A 15510-nucleotide genomic window follows, 5' to 3' on the forward strand; every position below is an offset into this window, starting at 1 on the left:
CTGTGAAAATCTTTTTACTCATTATTTTCTCCGTCTCCATGTTTCTCTAGTTGTGTTACATAATTATACAAAAAAATACCCTATAGGTAGACTTTTTTTAAGTGTCTACTCTATAGGGTACATTTTATTTTTCTAAAGGTCTTTTATATCATCATCTATTTTTCATATAATTTTGGTAATTTTTATTTCCACCAGAAAGATTATAAATATCATTGAACCCTAAGTTACGTAGTACATTTTGTGCAGCATTTCCAGTTACCCCACTATTACAGTAAGTTACTGTAGGTAAATTAGGGTCGAATTCTTTAGATTTCTCACGTAATTCACCTAATGGAATATTAACGGCACTTTCCACTTTTGATACATTATATTGTTTTGTTGCACGTGTATCAATTACCTGGATCGTTTCTCCTTTTTCAATTCTTTCTGTTAGTTCTTTCGGTGTAATTAGCTTATTTTTCTTTTCAATAGCATTTTGTAAGGCCATACCAGTATACATAACTGGATCTTTTGTTGTGCTAAATGGAGGTGCATAGGCAAGATCTAGGTGGAATAAATCTTCTGCTTTTGCTTTAAACGTCATTGCTGTTACAAAAACATCAATCCTTTTATCTACACCTTCTTCTCCTACTATTTGCACACCCAAAATTCTGCCAGTTTCTCTATCTGCAATAGCTTTTATAACTAGCTCTTTTCCTCCAAGATACTCTGCTCTAGCTGGCTTAATATTATGAAGTATTTCAATGTTATAGCCTTCTTCTAAAGCTTCCTCCTCATTCATACCTGTTTGACCAACAGCCAAATCAAATACTCTTAAGATGCCAGTACCTAAAATACCTCGGTGTTCTAAAGAACCTCCCGTTATTACATCACCAGCTATTCTTCCCATTTTGTTAGCTGTACTTCCTAATGGACGATAGATAGGTTTCCCAGTGATAACAGAATAACTTTCTGCCACATCACCAACAGCATACACATTAGGAAGGTTAGTTTGCATTTTGTTGTTAACTGCTATAGCTCCAGTATCACCAATAGTAACCCCTATTTCCTTAGCTAATATTGTATTTGGGCGAACACCTGTAGCTAATATGACAATATCCGTTTCAATAGTTTTCCCTGACTTTGTTTGTACGTTCTTCTCATTTATAGCAGTTACTTCATCACTTAAAATTAGGTTGACTCCCTTTTTCACTATATGATCTTCAACACGTGAAGCAATATCTTTATCCATATGTGCCATTACGTGATTACTACGTTGTACGATTGTTACATCTAATCCTCTATGAGTAAGCTGCTCCGCCATTTCTAAACCTATATAGCCAGCTCCAATAATGGTTGCTTTCTTTGGTTGGTTCGCCTTCATATATTGATCAATTGCTGCTGTATTTTGTATCGTACGTACTTGGAAAACATGCTCTTTATCAACTCCTGCAATGTCAGGAGTAATTGGTGAAGCCCCTGTTGCAAATACCAATACATCATAAGTGTCTTCTTTTATTTCATTTGTATCTAAGTTTTTAACTTGAACTTTTTTCTGCTCAGCATCAATCGTAGTTACTTCATGACGGGTAAAAATATCTACGTTGTAGCGTTTCTTAAACCAAGCTGCACTTCTTGGTGTTAATGTTTCCAGTTCCTCTACTTCTCCACCTAGGAAATAAGGAATACCACATATAGAATATGAAATGTCATAATCTGCATTATAGAGTGTTATTTCCGCTTTTTCATCGTTTCTTCTTGCTTTCGCTGCTACTGATGTACCTGCTGCTACTGATCCTATAATAATTACTTTCATGAATTATATCCTCCAAAATACAAATTAAAAATTCTATATTATTACTTCTATATAATTAGCAATTTTGTTCTGGTAGCCCAGAAAGAACTAATCCACCTTCTGAAAAATCAATGACAACATCATCTGTCATATCTTGAACTCGCTCATCCATTGCAACTTGTATCTTATTAATCATTAAGACTTTATCTGTCGTTTCTGGAGAGTCTAAAGAAACACCTAATTGAGGTCCACAGCATCCTTGACCGGCAAAATAAAACCGAATGCCTTGAGCTCCATTTTCTTTTATCATCTCTAACAGTTTATTTTCTGCAACTTCCGTAATTTTCATTATTATCTTCCTCCATCATCAGAAAAGTAATGTTTCTGTATTTGCTTGTAGCCAATAATTTCTTCTGGTTCCCATGGAATAATAGCAACTTTATCATTGAGTTCTTTTATCTTTTTCATCCAAATTTTTTCGGCTTGTGCTTTTTGTTCTAAGATGGGATCTGTTGTCTCAGTTGCATATAAACTCTGATTAATTACCCACCAACTTGTTTTAATATCTGCTCTTAATAGATCTTCTTGTAACCTCTGAGCTTCTAAGACTGGCGTCGCCTCTGCTAGTGTAGTAATAATCACACTTGTTTCATTCCGGTTACGTAACCTTGGTAATAGCTGTTGGACACTTAATGGTACATCACCATTCGCTTTTTTAATCTCTTTATGATAAGATTCAGCAGCATCTAATAACAACAGAGTATGACCTGTCGGAGCTGTATCAATAATAACCACTTCTTCATTAGAACGGCTAACTACCTCAGCGAAGGCACGAAATACTGCTATTTCTTCCGTACATGGTGAATTTAAGTCTTCTTCAAGGTAAGAAAGGCTATCTTGGTCCATATCAGTTTTGGCTTTTTCTAGAACTTCTTTTCTATACTTATCTACTTCCACCTCTGGATCAATGCGGCTAATGGTTAAATTATCGTGCAAGTTTCCGTCAAACATGTTTCCAATATGAGCTGCAGGGTCTGTAGTAGTTAAATGAACTCTCTTCCCTTTGTCAGCTAATCCAACTGAAATAATAGAAGCAAGTGTGGTCTTACCAACTCCACCTTTCCCCATGGTAAAAATAACTCTACTATTATTTTCATGAAGGTCTTCAACCATTTCCTCGATAGGACTATAATTCAATCCCTCTATTGATGTAGATTTATTTTTGTTAATATCTTCTGTTTCATTAAATAATCTTCTGAAATTGGATATACCTGTTAATGAATATGGAACAAAAGGTAAGAAATACTGGGAAAGTCCATTCAATCCTATTGGCATATTCTTTAATGACTGGGATTGGCGTTGGTGAAAAACTTCAGAAATTCTATCCCCTTTTGTAAAGCTTTTTAATATACCATTTATAATAATCACTTGATTTTTAATGCCTATTACTTTTAACTCTTTCGAAGCTCGCTCTGCCTCATTTAGCGAGAACTTTTCTGGCCTAGAAACAAGAATTAATTTGGTTTGATCTGGGTCAGATAAAACTTGAACTGTGGTTTCATAAACTTCTTTTTTTCTATCCAATCCAGAAAGTGGACCAAGACACGAAGCACCATGAGTTGATTCATCTAAATATCCAGTCCAAGCTGTCGGTAATTGCAAAAGCCTTAAGGTATGACCAGTTGGCGCCGTATCAAAAATAATATGGTCAAAGTTTGATACAATTTGTGGGTTGGATAATAAGTTCGTAAATTCATCAAAGGCTGCTATTTCTACTGTGCAAGCACCCGATAATTGTTCTTCCATTTGGGCTATAACTATTTCTGGTAACTTATCACGATACGGACCAATAACATTATTTTTATAACTTACTGCAGCCTGTTCTGGATCTATGTTACAAATTGATAGACCTTTAACTCCTTTAACTTCAGTAGGTTCATTGGATAACTCCATTTCGAATACGTCTTGAAGATTGGAAGCCGGATCAGTGCTTACAAGAAGAACTTTTTTATTTCCATCAGCTAATGCTATTGCAGTTGCAGATGCAGTAGAAGTTTTTCCTACCCCACCTTTTCCAGTGAAAAATAAAAATGGGGTACCTTCGAGAGCAAGTGGATTAAATTTTTCCATGTGCCAGTTTTCCTCCTTATTTGTTATCTATTTGGATGAACTGCAATGGAGTTAAAGGTTTCTTTTCAACTAATTCTGTTTCTTCTAATGAATACCATTTTGCTAATTCCTCAGTAGTAGGATAGCTGGCTTCCTTTACTATTTCTCCATTTAATATAACAACCGGTAAACAATCTGTTCCTTTTTCATGCAACAACTTATTTACTTTGTTATTCTCAACAAAAGCCCCTGGATCGTTAGCAAGATTATACCTATCGATAGTGTAACCCTTTTTACCTAACTGAAAAATTGCAGATGCTATTCTTGTTAGTTCAGGATCAACTGATGGCCCACATACGCCTGTTGAACAGCACATTGCCGGATCAAATATTTGTACTTTTGTCATTATTAACTCCCCTTTATTTCTTTATTATGAAAGGATGGAAAGCCACAGATATAAACCTATTAGAGTAATTAATAGGGTTGGAATAGTTAGGACGATACCTGTTTTGAAATAAGTACCCCATGATATTTTTACACCCTTCTGAGATAGAACATGAAGCCATAATAAAGTAGCTAATGAACCAATTGGTGTTATCTTAGGGCCTAAATCAGAACCAATTACATTGGCATAAATTAACCCTTCTCTGATTATTCCAGTAGTATTTGTATCTGCAATTGCTAAGGCATCAATAAGTACGGTTGGCATATTATTCATAATGGACGATATAATAGCCGCAATGAATCCCATTCCAATAGTTGCAACGAATAATCCCTGGTCTGCAGTTGCTTGAATAACATTTGAAAGTAAGTCTGTCAAACCAACATTACGCAGTCCATAAATAACGACATACATTCCAATGGAGAAGAATACAATTGCCCATGGAGCACCTTTAATTACTTTCTTAATAGATACAGCAGAGCTTCTTCTTGCAAAAACTAGGAAAATAATTGCGATTACACCAGCGATGATTGAGACTGGAATAGAAAGAAATTCGCTTACGAAATAGCCAGTAAGTAATACAGCCAATATCACCCAAGATAAACGAAACATTTTCAGGTCTTTGATTGCATCTTGTGGTACTTTTAATTGATTTAAATCATAAACCTTTGGAATCCTCTTACGGAAATATAAATACAACACGAGGATACTTGCCACTAAAGAGAATATATTCGGTACGATCATTCGGGAAGCATATTCTACAAATCCGATATCAAAGAAATCAGCAGAAACAATGTTTACCAAATTACTCACAACTAAAGGTAAAGATGTAGTATCAGCAATAAAACCACTTGCTATGATAAAGGGAAAAACCATCTTCTCTTCAAGTTTTAATGCTCTAACCATTGCTAGAACAATTGGTGTTAAAATTAGGGCTGCTCCATCGTTCGCAAACAACGCTGCAACAATTGCTCCTAATATAGAAACATAAACAAACATCTTTAGACCGTTACCACCAGCAACCCTTGCCATATGTAGAGCTGCCCATTCAAAGAAACCAATTTCATCTAAGATTAATGAAATGATTATGATTGCTACGAAAGCCAATGTAGCATTCCAAACAATTCCTGTTACATCGACTACATCATTGAAATCAACTACGCCTACAAGAAGTGCTAAGATTGCACCGCCGCATGCAGACCAACCGATTGATAGGTTTTTCGGCTGCCAAATAACTAAAGTTAAAGTTAATAAAAAGATAATTATTGCTAGTATTGTTTGTAGCAAAGCTGTTAACCTCCATTAATAACATGTAATTCTTAAACCTTTTTCCTCTAACCAATCAAACTTCTCTCGTTGGCTAGGAACATGTTTTAATAATTCTCTTACTAATAGGTAGTATTCACTCGTTGTATTTAAAGAATAAACCACCCATTGTCCTTTTCTTTGTTCCTTAACAATTCCAAGGTCTTTCATTTTCCGTAGGTGCTGGCTAATAGATGGCTGTGACATCTGAAAAATTTCAACAAATTCGCAGACACAACATTCTTGTTCAGCCAACATACTTACCATGGATAATCTTGTTTTGTCTCCTAATAGTTTTAAAATATTGGCTGTATCCTTTACATCTAATACCTTTAAAGATTTATCTTCTTTTATCATTTTTATCCACCTCCCTTAACAGACTAATTACAATTTATATAAACATATTATTATTTACTTATATAAAATCAAAAAAATAGCCTTTATTGACTCCATGTAATAAACAAGCACTTCACACATATAATTATATGCTTATATATTAATTTAAAAAAAAGTTAATGTCAATCACATTAAACATTAACCCCTTAACTTATTAATCACATGAAATTCGCAATCCATTTTCTTCAAGCCAAATAAATTTTTCTTTTTGGCTCGGTACGTACTTTAAGATATCTTTTATCATAAAGAAGTATTGATTTTGTTGATCTAGAGAATAGATGACCCATTGCCCTTTTCTTTGTTCTTTAACCAAACCGGAATCCTTTAGTTTTCTTAGATGTTGACTTATAGCTGGTTGAGACATTTGAAAAACATCGACAAACTCACATACACAGCAATCGTTTATCATAAGCATTCCCATTATGGATAATCTTGTCTTATCACCTAAAAGTTTTAAAATATTCGCTGTAGTTTCTAATTGTTCTGAAGACATATTAATCATCCACTTCCGTTGAATTAACTTTATCATATAGTTGAGTACCATAGTATGCAAGAAAATAGGAGTTACCTGAACACCTATTTCCTTGCATCAATGCTAATTAATTAGCTAATTCTTTCTCTAATTCATTATAAGCTTGGATGAAATTGTTATACGATATGTTTCCAAGCGTTTTTGCTTGATTCTTAAATAACCTCGTAAAGGTCTTCTCTCTTGCCATTTCAACGGACCCTCCCATACTTGTCATGATAAGTGTCAAGTAGGCTTTAAAGTACTCTTTACTTAGATTACCTCCATTATTTATAACCATAATACTCCCTCATTATTAATTTTATGAGCAACAAGAATCCGTTTCACAACTTCTATCACTTTTAATATTTGAGAAATTCACACTGCAAACCCCAGTTTCAGGTAAATCTAGCTCTACTTTTTCTGCTGCTTCAATATCCCCTGCAATATATGCAGCAATCGAACGTACCTGTTCATATCCAGTAGCCATTAGAAAGGTTGGCGCCCTCCCATAGCTTTTAGAACCAACTACATATAGGTTCTTCTCCGGTTGTCTCAATACCTTTTCTCCATGCGGTCGAACTGTTCCACAGCTGTGTAGATTAGGATCAATTAAAGAAGATAGTTCCTCCACACTTTCCGTTGCAAAATCTACTTTTGTACGTAATTCGCTCAAGAAAGAATAGTTAGGTCGATTCCCTGTATTGACGATTACTTCATCAATTAAATCAATCTCTGATTTTACACCTTTTATTTCGCCAATAATGGTTATGGTTGAGGTATTATTCTTTTTTAGTTGCTCTATTTTAAAGGAAGTGTACACTTGTATTATCCCTTTATCGACCATTTCATGGATTTTGCTCCCTAATAATCCTCTTGCTTTCAATGCATCCTTCTCTTCTCCACCATATGCATCTTCTACATGCTCTTTTCGAATAACCCATAAAATTTCTGTTGCAGGGTTCTTTTCCTTTAATATCCCTAATTCTAACAAAGCATTAATGGCAGAGTGCCCACTTCCTATAACTGCTACTTTCTTATTTTTGTAACGGCTTATACTTTCTCCCAAGATATCAGGTAAACCATAAAAGATGTTTTCCTTGAGGTGTTTTTCTGATTCTAACCAAACTCCACTAGAGTTTGCTGGGTTAGGATTTCCCCAGGTACCAGTAGCATCAATAACAGCTCTTGCTTCAATAGCTTGGATAGTGCCTTCATGCTCTGTATAAATAACAAATGGAACATTCTCTCGGTTAGCAGTCTTCAATTTATCGATATTTTTTTTTGCTATAGAAATGACTTTTGTATTTAAGGCTATTACTTCTTGTATTTCTGGAATCTTTGATAAAGGGATTAAATAATTTTCTACTAGTTCTTTACCGGTAGGTATTTCTTCTAAATTCGGCTTTTCCCATTTATATTTCTCTAATAAAGAAGATGCTGCTTTATCAATGTTATATTTCCACTGTGAGAATAACCTTATATGCTTCCATGTTAGAATGTTTGATCCCACTTCGGTTCCAGCTTCTAGTAGAATAACTTTTTGCTTATATTGAATCAAATGAGCTGCAGCAGCTAAACCAACGGGACCTGCCCCAACAATAGCAATAGGTAGTTCTTTATCGATAGTCGTTTTTACTTGAGATTCATCAGATGGCTGACAGCAAGATGATAAGATATTAAATTCAGACATATTAATTACTCTCCTTTGTATTCAACAAATAGTAATTTTGATCAAAAAGCAGCTTTTCCATTATCATTACATCTACAAATTTGCCTCTTAATCTTCCTTGATTTTTAAATAATCCAACCTCCCTATAGTTTAGCTTTCGGTATAAACCTTGGCCTAAAGTATTTATAGGAAATGTAGAGAGCACAAGTTTGTAGAAATCCTGTGATTTTGCTTCTTCTTCTAAGACATGTAATAGTTGCTGTCCTATTCCTTGTCCCCTAAATCCCCTATGTATATAAATGGATAGTTCTCCTACTCCATAATAAGCAGCCCTAGAATTGTAAGGGTTTATGGAAGCCCAACCCATTACTTCTCCTTGATCATTTGTAGCAACAAAAGCGCAATGTCTTCCACTATGAAGACTAAACCAATTGTTTATATAATTTTCATCTTTTAAATCTTCTTCGAATGTGGCTAATCCATCTTCAATGCCTTGATTATAAATCTCTAATATTTCTAATAAGTCCCTTTCCTCCACTTTCCTAATCACTTCTTCTACCTCCTCAATTGACTTGTTCATTAATTGACTTTATCAAATATAATATTTAATGAAAGCCACCTTATTTGGTGGCACAACTACCTAATCCATTATTTTTATTCATTGCAACCAATAGCAAACTTAGACTTTCCAAAACCTGTTGATGCTTATCTTCCTGTATATGCTCAAAAATATTACCGAGATACTCCACCATTTGATTGGAAATCTCATCTGCCTTCGATTCCCCTTCATCTGTTAATGACAAAAGGACATATCTTCTATCATTAGGATCTGGAACTCTTGAGATGAAGTGAAGCTCCACCAATTTATTAACTTGACGACTTAAAAGTCCAGTATCCATCATTAATTTTTCTGCCAATGTCTGTAGAGATATATTCGGACTCTTACTTAACTCATAGACAATGTGACTTTGTGATACTGTAATTCCACAACAGTCAGAACCATCTTTTTGCAGAAGTCCAAAGTCCCTTACTAACTGTTGTAACAATTCACGTATTTGAATTTTATCTTGTGTTTTCATATATCATCGCCTCAAATTAAATGTTAACGTCATTAATTGATAATGTCAAATATTTTTTCTTATTCAACTTACCTTCCAGGTTTTTTCCCTAAGTTAGTTTTTTTTTTATTACATCTTTATTAAAAAAGATGTCCCGTTCTTTTTTCATATAGAGAAAGTGAAGAAGAAAAAGAAAGGTATAAAATAACATGGTTGTATGGTGGCATGATTATCGGTACATAATTCTAACGATATCGTTCCTATTGTTGTGTTTTTTAATTATATACAGAAATATGGATTAACAATTTCAATTCAGAAGTACTAGATAATATAACCCCCCTCCAAAAAATAGGAGGGGGGTTATATTATTCTTATTACGCTAAACGGCCAAGTTTGTGACACAAGAAGGATTCTTTTCATTTATTATAGGATTGATGCCACAATAGTTTAAGAACAATTCCACAAAAAGTAGTCTGTTTCACAGTTGCAAATATAATGAATATCCCCCATTATTTAAAATCAGCTGCCTACGTCTTAAATAGAAATAACATAAGAAGCAAGACAATTTATATCTTTAAATTATAAAATTGTCATCCAAGTCTTAACTGCAGTTGCTAATATTAAAATCACCATTGTACTCTGCAATACTTTTGTGTTCACTCTTTTACCCATGTGGACTCCTATAGGTGAAGCAATTAAACTGGCAATAATCATAATAAATGCAGGAAGGACTGGTATTTGTCCTGTTGTAATCTTTCCGGACACTGCTCCAATTGACGAAATAAGTGTAATAGCCAATGAAGATGCTATTGTCATTCTTGTTGGTATTTTTAGAATTACAAGCATGATAGGAACTAACAGGAATGCTCCTCCTGCACCTACAATACCAGCTCCAATACCCACTATAAAAGCTAATAATGAGGCAAGCCATTTGTTAAACTTGACTTGCTGAAAAGACATATCGTCAATCCCTATTTTAGAAACAAACATCATAAAAACTGCAATTAAAGCTAGAACACCATAAACGATATTTAATCCATTTTCCGACATGTGAGTAGAACCCAATCCACCAATAAGACTGCCAGTTAAAATGCTAATACCCATGTATATGATTAACCCTTTATTAAGAAAACCACCTTTACGGTATGCTAATACGCCACCAAATGTCGCAAAAAACACTTGAATTGCTGTAATCCCAGAAACTTCATGTGCTGTAAAGTGCCCTACTCCCAACATTACTGGTATATATAGCAACATTGGGTAATTGATTATAGCACCACCTATTCCTAACATTCCAGAAATAAATGAACCAACAAATCCAATGACGAAAACGATAACTATAAAAGTAATATCCATTCTGTTTCACCTCTTTAGAAAAAGGGAACCTAACTGGTCCCCTTTATTTTCAACCTTTCTTTATCCAAAATTTTAATACTCCGTTTTCGTCTTCCTGTTTTAATAATTCATGTCCTCCAGATTTAGACCAGGCTGTTAAGTCATTTTTTGCTCCTTTATCCGTTGTATGGACTTCTAATACTTGCCCTTTTTCAATCTCATCTATTGCCTTTTTAGTCTTAACAATCGGCATCGGACAAGCCAAGCCTTTAGCATCTAATACTTTTATTGAATTCATTTATCTTCCTCCTATTCTAAAATTAACGAACTGCACAGCGATTCGGTCCAATTTCCATTTCACGTTGTTTCTCTAAATTTGGATTAATTTTCCCCATGTTTGTTTCACGAATTTCTTGATATGCATTTGGTTGAGGTGGTAATTTTTTTGTTACTAATTTTCTAAACTCGTTTTCATCATTGATATTGAGACCATGGTTTTTTGCAAACAATTCCCCTAGTTTTTCTGCCACACTACCATCCTCATTCAACTCGTCTATCATCATAAAATGTGCTGGCAGAACAATCAGGTCTTCTGACAATTCTCTATAGCGTTTATACAAAGTTGTCCTTAAATCAGCAACCCAGTCTTCTGCCTTACCTGCAAGGTCTGGTCTTCCGATAGAATTAATGAACAAAATATCTCCTGAAAGCAAGTATTCCCTGTCCACTATAAATGAGCTAGAACCAATCGTATGACCAGGTGAGTACAATGTTTCAAAATTTATAGTTGTGTTACCGATTGCTACATCATTACCGTGTTCCAATGGTTGGTAAACAAAAGTCACTTCAGTTGCATCCTTTGGTGGTAACCAGTAAGTAGCTCCAGTTTTCTCAGCAATTGTGCGTCCGCCGGAAATATGGTCAGCGTGGAGATGTGTATCAAATACGTGAGTAATTTTTGTACCTTTACTCTTAGCAAAATCAATATAGATATCCGTCATACGTGTTGAATCGATTACTGCTGCTTCTCCTTCAGATAACACCATGTATGAAAGACAGCCTTTCCCAATGCGAACAAATTGATAAATTTCACCACCATCATTTAGATCACCTATTTTAACTGGTTCTAAATATTCACTCCATGCTTTCATTCCACCCTTAAGATAGGATACATTTAAACCGGCCTCAGAAAGCATTTCTGCTACCATTACGGATGAGCCTTCCTTTGCACAAACAACTAATACAACTTTGTTAGTGGGGATTTCCCCTGTAATCTCTTCTACACCATCTAGTAATTCAAAATAAGGAACATTTAAATATTCAAAGTTTTCTCCTTCAATCTTCCAATCATTAAAATCACTTTCATTGCGAACATCTAGAATAAATAACTCCTCTCTATTAAAAGCCTTTTTTGTTATATCTTTAGGAGTCAATACATTAACAGTCACCCAGATACCCCCTTTTGTATTATTTAATTTATCATTTATATTGATTTAAAAGATTAAATCATGTTTTAGTTATTTATACTACTTGTTTTTCCATTCCATTGAATCATTCCATGTTCAACATTAGTTACGTTATTAAAACCATTTTCGGTTAATTTCTGTGCAGCAAGATCACTTCGATTTCCTGTTCTACAAACTATATAGATTTCATCATTTTTGTTTAAATCATCCAATTTGTTTTCCAATTCACCCAATGGAATGGAGATAGCGTTAGGAATATGGTTAAAAGCAAACTCTGCATTTTCTCTAACATCAATAATTACAGTGTTTTTATTTCCTTCTATCTTCTTCTCTAGTTCTTCATTGCTAATAACATTTGGGTGTTTTTTTTCATTCGCTTCTTCATTAGAAGATTTACGCAAATAATGCTTCATTACTTCCCCTTCTTCAATTGTTCCTAGATATTGATGTCCAGTTCTTTCAGCCCAAGCTTTCATGTCTGCTTTAGAGCCTTTATCCGTCGCTTGAACTTCCAATACTTGGCCTGCCTCTATGTTCTTCATTTCTTTTTTTGTTTTAACAATTGGCATGGGACATGCTAAACCTTTTACATCTAAGATTGTATTTGCGTTTAAATTTTTCATTTTTCAAGCCTCCACCCATATACCCTTATGGGTATTATTGATTTCAAAAAAATTTATTCTACTTTTCCTTCCCAAGCAAGCATTCCACCAGTCATATTTATCACATTAAATCCATAATCTTCAAGGATTTGTGTGGCACGACCACTTCTTGCTCCAGAACGGCACACCATAATATACTCTTTTGATTTATCTAATTCATGCATGCGAAATTCAACTAAACTTAATGGAATATTAACAGCACTTGGTATTTTTCCTGCAGCAATCTCATCCGCTTCTCGAACATCAATAATATTCAAGTTCTTTCCTTTATTTAATAAAGTTTCTACTTCTATTACCGTTATTTGTTTCATTATTTAGCCCTCCTACTATTAAAACCACGCACTCATGCCGCCTTTTACGTTCGTTACATTTCTAAATCCTAATTTTTTCAGGATTTTACTTGCTCGCTGACTTCTCATCCCACTTTGGCAAATTACAATTACTTCTTTTTCCTTTGTAAGTTCGCTCTCAGCTTTTTGAGCAAGTTGATCAAGTGGTATATTTTTAAAACCTCTGATATGATTTCCTTTAAACTCTCCGATTGTCCGGACATCAATAAACTGCTTGTTCTTGTTAGTTAAATCTTTTCTTAATTCATTTGTGGTAATATTGTTAACACCCTTAATCGGTAAGAACCTCTTTACAATGAAAAATAGTAATAAAGCAATAACCAGATAATTTATATATGCCATTCTGGTACCTCCTATTTGTTAGGGGACTGATATTTCCGTTTATATAAATAGATTAACATTCCCTTTCTCAGCATCCGCTAAATAAGCTGCAACTCCAGCATATTCAATGTTATCTAATAGCTCTTCCTCTTTTAGCCCTAACAAATCCATTGTCATTGTACAAGCCACAAGTTTTATGTCTTGTTCGAGTGCCATTTCAATTAACTGTGGCAGTGGTATTGCGTTATGTTTTTTCATAATATCCTTAATCATCTTAGGACCAAGTCCAGCAAAGTTCATTTTAGAAAGCCCCATTTTATCTGCACCTCTAGGCATCATTTTGCCAAATACTCTTTCCATAATCCCTTTTTTGACCGTAATATCCTCATTCTTACGTAGGGCATTTAAACCCCAAAATGTGTGGAAAATGGTTACTTCATGATCATAAGCTGCTGCCCCATTTGCAATAATATAAGCAGCCATTGTTTTATCATAATCTCCACTAAATAAGACAATTGTTGTTTTTTTCTGTTCCACCATGATGTACCTCCTATTTTTAAACCAATACCAGTATGGGTATGTTTATATTAAAAAAAATTCCATTTTTTCAATCCAAAGCCTTAGTACTTATTTCTTAAAACCAAAATACCCAATGGGGTATTTAATTGTTTAAAATAAGAGAAGGTGTCAACCCTTTTCTTATCGGCTTTTTACAAGTAGGTTTACAGCCTCTTTTACTATCTCCTCTGTGTTTTCCCCATTTTTATCAGCTTCCCGAACACATTCTACTAAGTTTGCACTAACAATCAAACCAATTGTTCGATCCAGGGCGGTTCTTGATGCAGATAGTTGAGTAATAACTTCTTTGCAGTCCTTATTCTCTTCCATCATTTTCAAAATTCCTCTTAGCTGCCCTTCAATCCGTTTAATTCTATTTTTCATTTGATCATTGTAATCCACCACTTTTTTTCCTCCTTTTTTTTGTGAATGGTAACTAGGTAATTTTTTATTATTTCATTTTCTTTTATGATTTATATTTTCGCTAACAAGATTTATATTATACCCCCTAAGGTATATAGTCAACTATAATTTTTTAGTATACAAAAAGACAGCAAATTAGCATAACAGTCCCAAAAGGATATTACAAACCTTTAAGAAACGACTTCATACCCTTTTATCAATCTGTTTAGGTCTTTTGGATTGAGGGTCCCGACTTTCATCTAAAAAGGTATGTTAAAGTTTTTGGTTGATTTCGTATAAAATTCTAATAACTGTCCTGCTTAAGTTAGTTGGTCTTTATTACCTTTGAATTTTAGACATCGGTATGGGGAAAATAAAGTAAAAATAAGTGGGGGTTATTATGACTTATAAAAGAAAGCTATTACTATTAATGACTTTTCTAACTCTTTCCTCTTATTCTCCAGTTCAAGCAGAAACAGTAACTAAAAACGATGTACAGTTGCGTGATGATGTGATTCTCGATTTGCTCTATCCATCCATCTACAAAGCACTCGAAAGACATTTCGGCGAACCAAAGCAATATTATTTTCCTAAGATTATCCAAATAAAACAAAAGGAAGAACAAAAAACTTACAGTTACTTTAATATTACAGTTCAAGTAACAACGTTTGAAGGTGCCCACAACCCCCCATTTGACTTAGTTACCATCACTTTTAGTAATAAAAATTCTATAGAATGGCAAGCAATAGATATCAAAAGCAGAACATTAAAGTCAAATGAAACATCTAAATTCTAATAAAACATTTTAGTAATTAAAAAACGGATACAGTTTAATTGTATCCGTTTTTTTAGATTTTTTAGTTGTTGTAATATGAAAATAGAAATTCAGGAGACCGTTTAATCAACCATTACCTTTAACATAGCGTAATTAAAAAATCTACTATCAGCTTATATCAACGTATTGTTCAAATTTCACCTTAATATTGATTAAAAGATTTTATTTCCTCTTCAATTTCAGAAAGCCTTTTTTCTAAGGGAGTTATGTTTCCTTTTACATATTCCAATTTTTCTGGATTATCTTGAACCTGTAACTTTTCGTCCTTTAAATCCATGATTTTATATTCAATATCTTTTTTATTCACTTTCTACCTG

At 34.0% G+C, this 15510-nt stretch carries 21 protein-coding genes; 1 reads left to right on the plus strand and 20 read right to left on the minus strand.

Annotated features, from left to right (window positions below; genetic code table 11):
• Window positions 1–151: 151 nt before the first annotated feature.
• The 19 genes from EM808_RS18945 to EM808_RS19035 all read right to left on the minus strand — a co-directional run bounded on the left by EM808_RS18945 (window position 152) and on the right by EM808_RS19035 (window position 14358).
• A complete protein-coding gene (locus EM808_RS18945) occupies window positions 152–1795 on the minus strand; it encodes an FAD-dependent oxidoreductase (RefSeq protein WP_127739779.1) in 1644 nt (547 codons plus the stop codon).
• A 55-nt stretch (window positions 1796–1850) separates the two neighbouring features.
• Window positions 1851–2123: an iron-sulfur cluster assembly accessory protein gene (locus EM808_RS18950; RefSeq protein ID WP_127739780.1), complete on the minus strand. Its 273-nt coding sequence runs from the start codon at window positions 2121–2123 to the stop codon at window positions 1851–1853.
• A gap of 2 nt (window positions 2124–2125) precedes the next feature.
• Window positions 2126–3904, minus strand: a complete 1779-nt coding sequence (gene arsA, locus EM808_RS18955) for an arsenical pump-driving ATPase (protein WP_127739781.1) — start codon at window positions 3902–3904, stop codon at window positions 2126–2128.
• A gap of 16 nt (window positions 3905–3920) precedes the next feature.
• Entirely contained in the window at window positions 3921–4289 is a 369-nt protein-coding gene (gene arsD / locus EM808_RS18960) for an arsenite efflux transporter metallochaperone ArsD (protein ID WP_127739782.1), read from the minus strand.
• A 24-nt stretch (window positions 4290–4313) separates the two neighbouring features.
• Window positions 4314–5612, minus strand: a complete 1299-nt coding sequence (locus EM808_RS18965) for an arsenic transporter (RefSeq protein WP_127739783.1) — start codon at window positions 5610–5612, stop codon at window positions 4314–4316.
• A 15-nt stretch (window positions 5613–5627) separates the two neighbouring features.
• On the minus strand, window positions 5628–5987 hold the full coding sequence (locus EM808_RS18970) for an ArsR/SmtB family transcription factor (protein ID WP_127739784.1): 360 nt from the start codon (window positions 5985–5987) through the stop codon (window positions 5628–5630).
• Window positions 5988–6180: 193 nt separating this feature from the next.
• Window positions 6181–6519 carry an ArsR/SmtB family transcription factor gene (locus EM808_RS18975; protein ID WP_127739785.1) on the minus strand — a complete coding sequence of 113 codons (339 nt, stop codon included), beginning with the start codon at window positions 6517–6519 and terminating at the stop codon, window positions 6181–6183.
• A gap of 106 nt (window positions 6520–6625) precedes the next feature.
• The gene (locus tag EM808_RS18980; RefSeq protein ID WP_127739786.1) at window positions 6626–6835 is read right to left on the minus strand and encodes a hypothetical protein; all 210 of its coding nucleotides are present in this window, start codon (window positions 6833–6835) and stop codon (window positions 6626–6628) included.
• Between the two features lie 21 nt (window positions 6836–6856).
• Window positions 6857–8227, minus strand: a complete 1371-nt coding sequence (locus tag EM808_RS18985; RefSeq protein WP_127739787.1) for an NAD(P)-binding domain-containing protein — start codon at window positions 8225–8227, stop codon at window positions 6857–6859.
• Between the two features lies 1 nt (window position 8228).
• Complete coding sequence (locus EM808_RS18990) at window positions 8229–8756, minus strand: arsinothricin resistance N-acetyltransferase ArsN1 family A (protein ID WP_235856653.1); 528 nt, start codon at window positions 8754–8756, stop codon at window positions 8229–8231.
• Window positions 8757–8826: 70 nt separating this feature from the next.
• Window positions 8827–9285, minus strand: a complete 459-nt coding sequence (locus EM808_RS18995) for a MarR family winged helix-turn-helix transcriptional regulator (protein WP_127739789.1) — start codon at window positions 9283–9285, stop codon at window positions 8827–8829.
• A 558-nt stretch (window positions 9286–9843) separates the two neighbouring features.
• On the minus strand, window positions 9844–10620 hold the full coding sequence (locus EM808_RS19000; RefSeq protein ID WP_127739790.1) for a sulfite exporter TauE/SafE family protein: 777 nt from the start codon (window positions 10618–10620) through the stop codon (window positions 9844–9846).
• Window positions 10621–10669: 49 nt separating this feature from the next.
• Complete coding sequence (locus EM808_RS19005; RefSeq protein WP_127739791.1) at window positions 10670–10897, minus strand: sulfurtransferase TusA family protein; 228 nt, start codon at window positions 10895–10897, stop codon at window positions 10670–10672.
• 22 nt (window positions 10898–10919) lie between these two features.
• Window positions 10920–12047 carry an MBL fold metallo-hydrolase gene (locus tag EM808_RS19010; protein ID WP_127739792.1) on the minus strand — a complete coding sequence of 376 codons (1128 nt, stop codon included), beginning with the start codon at window positions 12045–12047 and terminating at the stop codon, window positions 10920–10922.
• Between the two features lie 65 nt (window positions 12048–12112).
• Window positions 12113–12688 carry a sulfurtransferase TusA family protein gene (locus EM808_RS19015; protein ID WP_127739793.1) on the minus strand — a complete coding sequence of 192 codons (576 nt, stop codon included), beginning with the start codon at window positions 12686–12688 and terminating at the stop codon, window positions 12113–12115.
• 53 nt (window positions 12689–12741) lie between these two features.
• Entirely contained in the window at window positions 12742–13038 is a 297-nt protein-coding gene (locus EM808_RS19020) for a rhodanese-like domain-containing protein (RefSeq protein WP_127739794.1), read from the minus strand.
• 18 nt (window positions 13039–13056) lie between these two features.
• Window positions 13057–13419 carry a rhodanese-like domain-containing protein gene (locus EM808_RS19025; RefSeq protein ID WP_127739795.1) on the minus strand — a complete coding sequence of 121 codons (363 nt, stop codon included), beginning with the start codon at window positions 13417–13419 and terminating at the stop codon, window positions 13057–13059.
• A gap of 39 nt (window positions 13420–13458) precedes the next feature.
• Entirely contained in the window at window positions 13459–13938 is a 480-nt protein-coding gene (locus EM808_RS19030; protein WP_127739796.1) for a DsrE/DsrF/DrsH-like family protein, read from the minus strand.
• A 159-nt stretch (window positions 13939–14097) separates the two neighbouring features.
• On the minus strand, window positions 14098–14358 hold the full coding sequence (locus EM808_RS19035; RefSeq protein WP_127740018.1) for a metal-sensitive transcriptional regulator: 261 nt from the start codon (window positions 14356–14358) through the stop codon (window positions 14098–14100).
• Window positions 14359–14758: 400 nt separating this feature from the next.
• Here EM808_RS19035 and EM808_RS19040 point away from each other — a divergent pair, with 400 nt between their 5' ends.
• Window positions 14759–15154 carry a DUF3888 domain-containing protein gene (locus EM808_RS19040; RefSeq protein WP_127739797.1) on the plus strand — a complete coding sequence of 132 codons (396 nt, stop codon included), beginning with the start codon at window positions 14759–14761 and terminating at the stop codon, window positions 15152–15154.
• 181 nt (window positions 15155–15335) lie between these two features.
• Here the strand turns inward: EM808_RS19040 and EM808_RS28660 are convergent, their stop codons facing one another.
• Window positions 15336–15500, minus strand: coding sequence for an SE1832 family protein (locus tag EM808_RS28660; RefSeq protein WP_164849713.1), 165 nt, complete (start codon window positions 15498–15500; stop codon window positions 15336–15338).
• Window positions 15501–15510 lie beyond the last annotated feature (10 nt).

This window comes from Niallia taxi (assembly GCF_004005475.1).
GTDB classification, from domain to species: Bacteria; Bacillota; Bacilli; order Bacillales; family Cytobacillaceae; genus Niallia; species Niallia taxi.

Excerpts from the sequence above, each read along its gene's own strand:
- EM808_RS19015 (WP_127739793.1), bottom strand. The coding sequence starts at position 12,688 with ATGAAAAATTTAAACGCAAATACAATCTTAGATGTAAAAGGTTTAGCA.
- EM808_RS18995 (WP_127739789.1), bottom strand. The coding sequence starts at position 9,285 with ATGAAAACACAAGATAAAATTCAAATACGTGAATTGTTACAACAGTTA.
- EM808_RS18980 (WP_127739786.1), bottom strand. The coding sequence starts at position 6,835 with ATGGTTATAAATAATGGAGGTAATCTAAGTAAAGAGTACTTTAAAGCC.
- EM808_RS18945 (WP_127739779.1), bottom strand. The coding sequence starts at position 1,795 with ATGAAAGTAATTATTATAGGATCAGTAGCAGCAGGTACATCAGTAGCA.
- EM808_RS19030 (WP_127739796.1), bottom strand. The coding sequence starts at position 13,938 with ATGGTGGAACAGAAAAAAACAACAATTGTCTTATTTAGTGGAGATTAT.
- EM808_RS18970 (WP_127739784.1), bottom strand. The coding sequence starts at position 5,987 with ATGATAAAAGAAGATAAATCTTTAAAGGTATTAGATGTAAAGGATACA.
- EM808_RS19025 (WP_127739795.1), bottom strand. The coding sequence starts at position 13,419 with ATGGCATATATAAATTATCTGGTTATTGCTTTATTACTATTTTTCATT.
- EM808_RS19000 (WP_127739790.1), bottom strand. The coding sequence starts at position 10,620 with ATGGATATTACTTTTATAGTTATCGTTTTCGTCATTGGATTTGTTGGT.
- EM808_RS18950 (WP_127739780.1), bottom strand. The coding sequence starts at position 2,123 with ATGAAAATTACGGAAGTTGCAGAAAATAAACTGTTAGAGATGATAAAA.
- EM808_RS18975 (WP_127739785.1), bottom strand. The coding sequence starts at position 6,519 with ATGTCTTCAGAACAATTAGAAACTACAGCGAATATTTTAAAACTTTTA.
- arsD (WP_127739782.1), bottom strand. The coding sequence starts at position 4,289 with ATGACAAAAGTACAAATATTTGATCCGGCAATGTGCTGTTCAACAGGC.
- arsA (WP_127739781.1), bottom strand. The coding sequence starts at position 3,904 with ATGGAAAAATTTAATCCACTTGCTCTCGAAGGTACCCCATTTTTATTT.
- EM808_RS19040 (WP_127739797.1), top strand. The coding sequence starts at position 14,759 with ATGACTTATAAAAGAAAGCTATTACTATTAATGACTTTTCTAACTCTT.
- EM808_RS19020 (WP_127739794.1), bottom strand. The coding sequence starts at position 13,038 with ATGAAACAAATAACGGTAATAGAAGTAGAAACTTTATTAAATAAAGGA.
- EM808_RS19005 (WP_127739791.1), bottom strand. The coding sequence starts at position 10,897 with ATGAATTCAATAAAAGTATTAGATGCTAAAGGCTTGGCTTGTCCGATG.
- EM808_RS18985 (WP_127739787.1), bottom strand. The coding sequence starts at position 8,227 with ATGTCTGAATTTAATATCTTATCATCTTGCTGTCAGCCATCTGATGAA.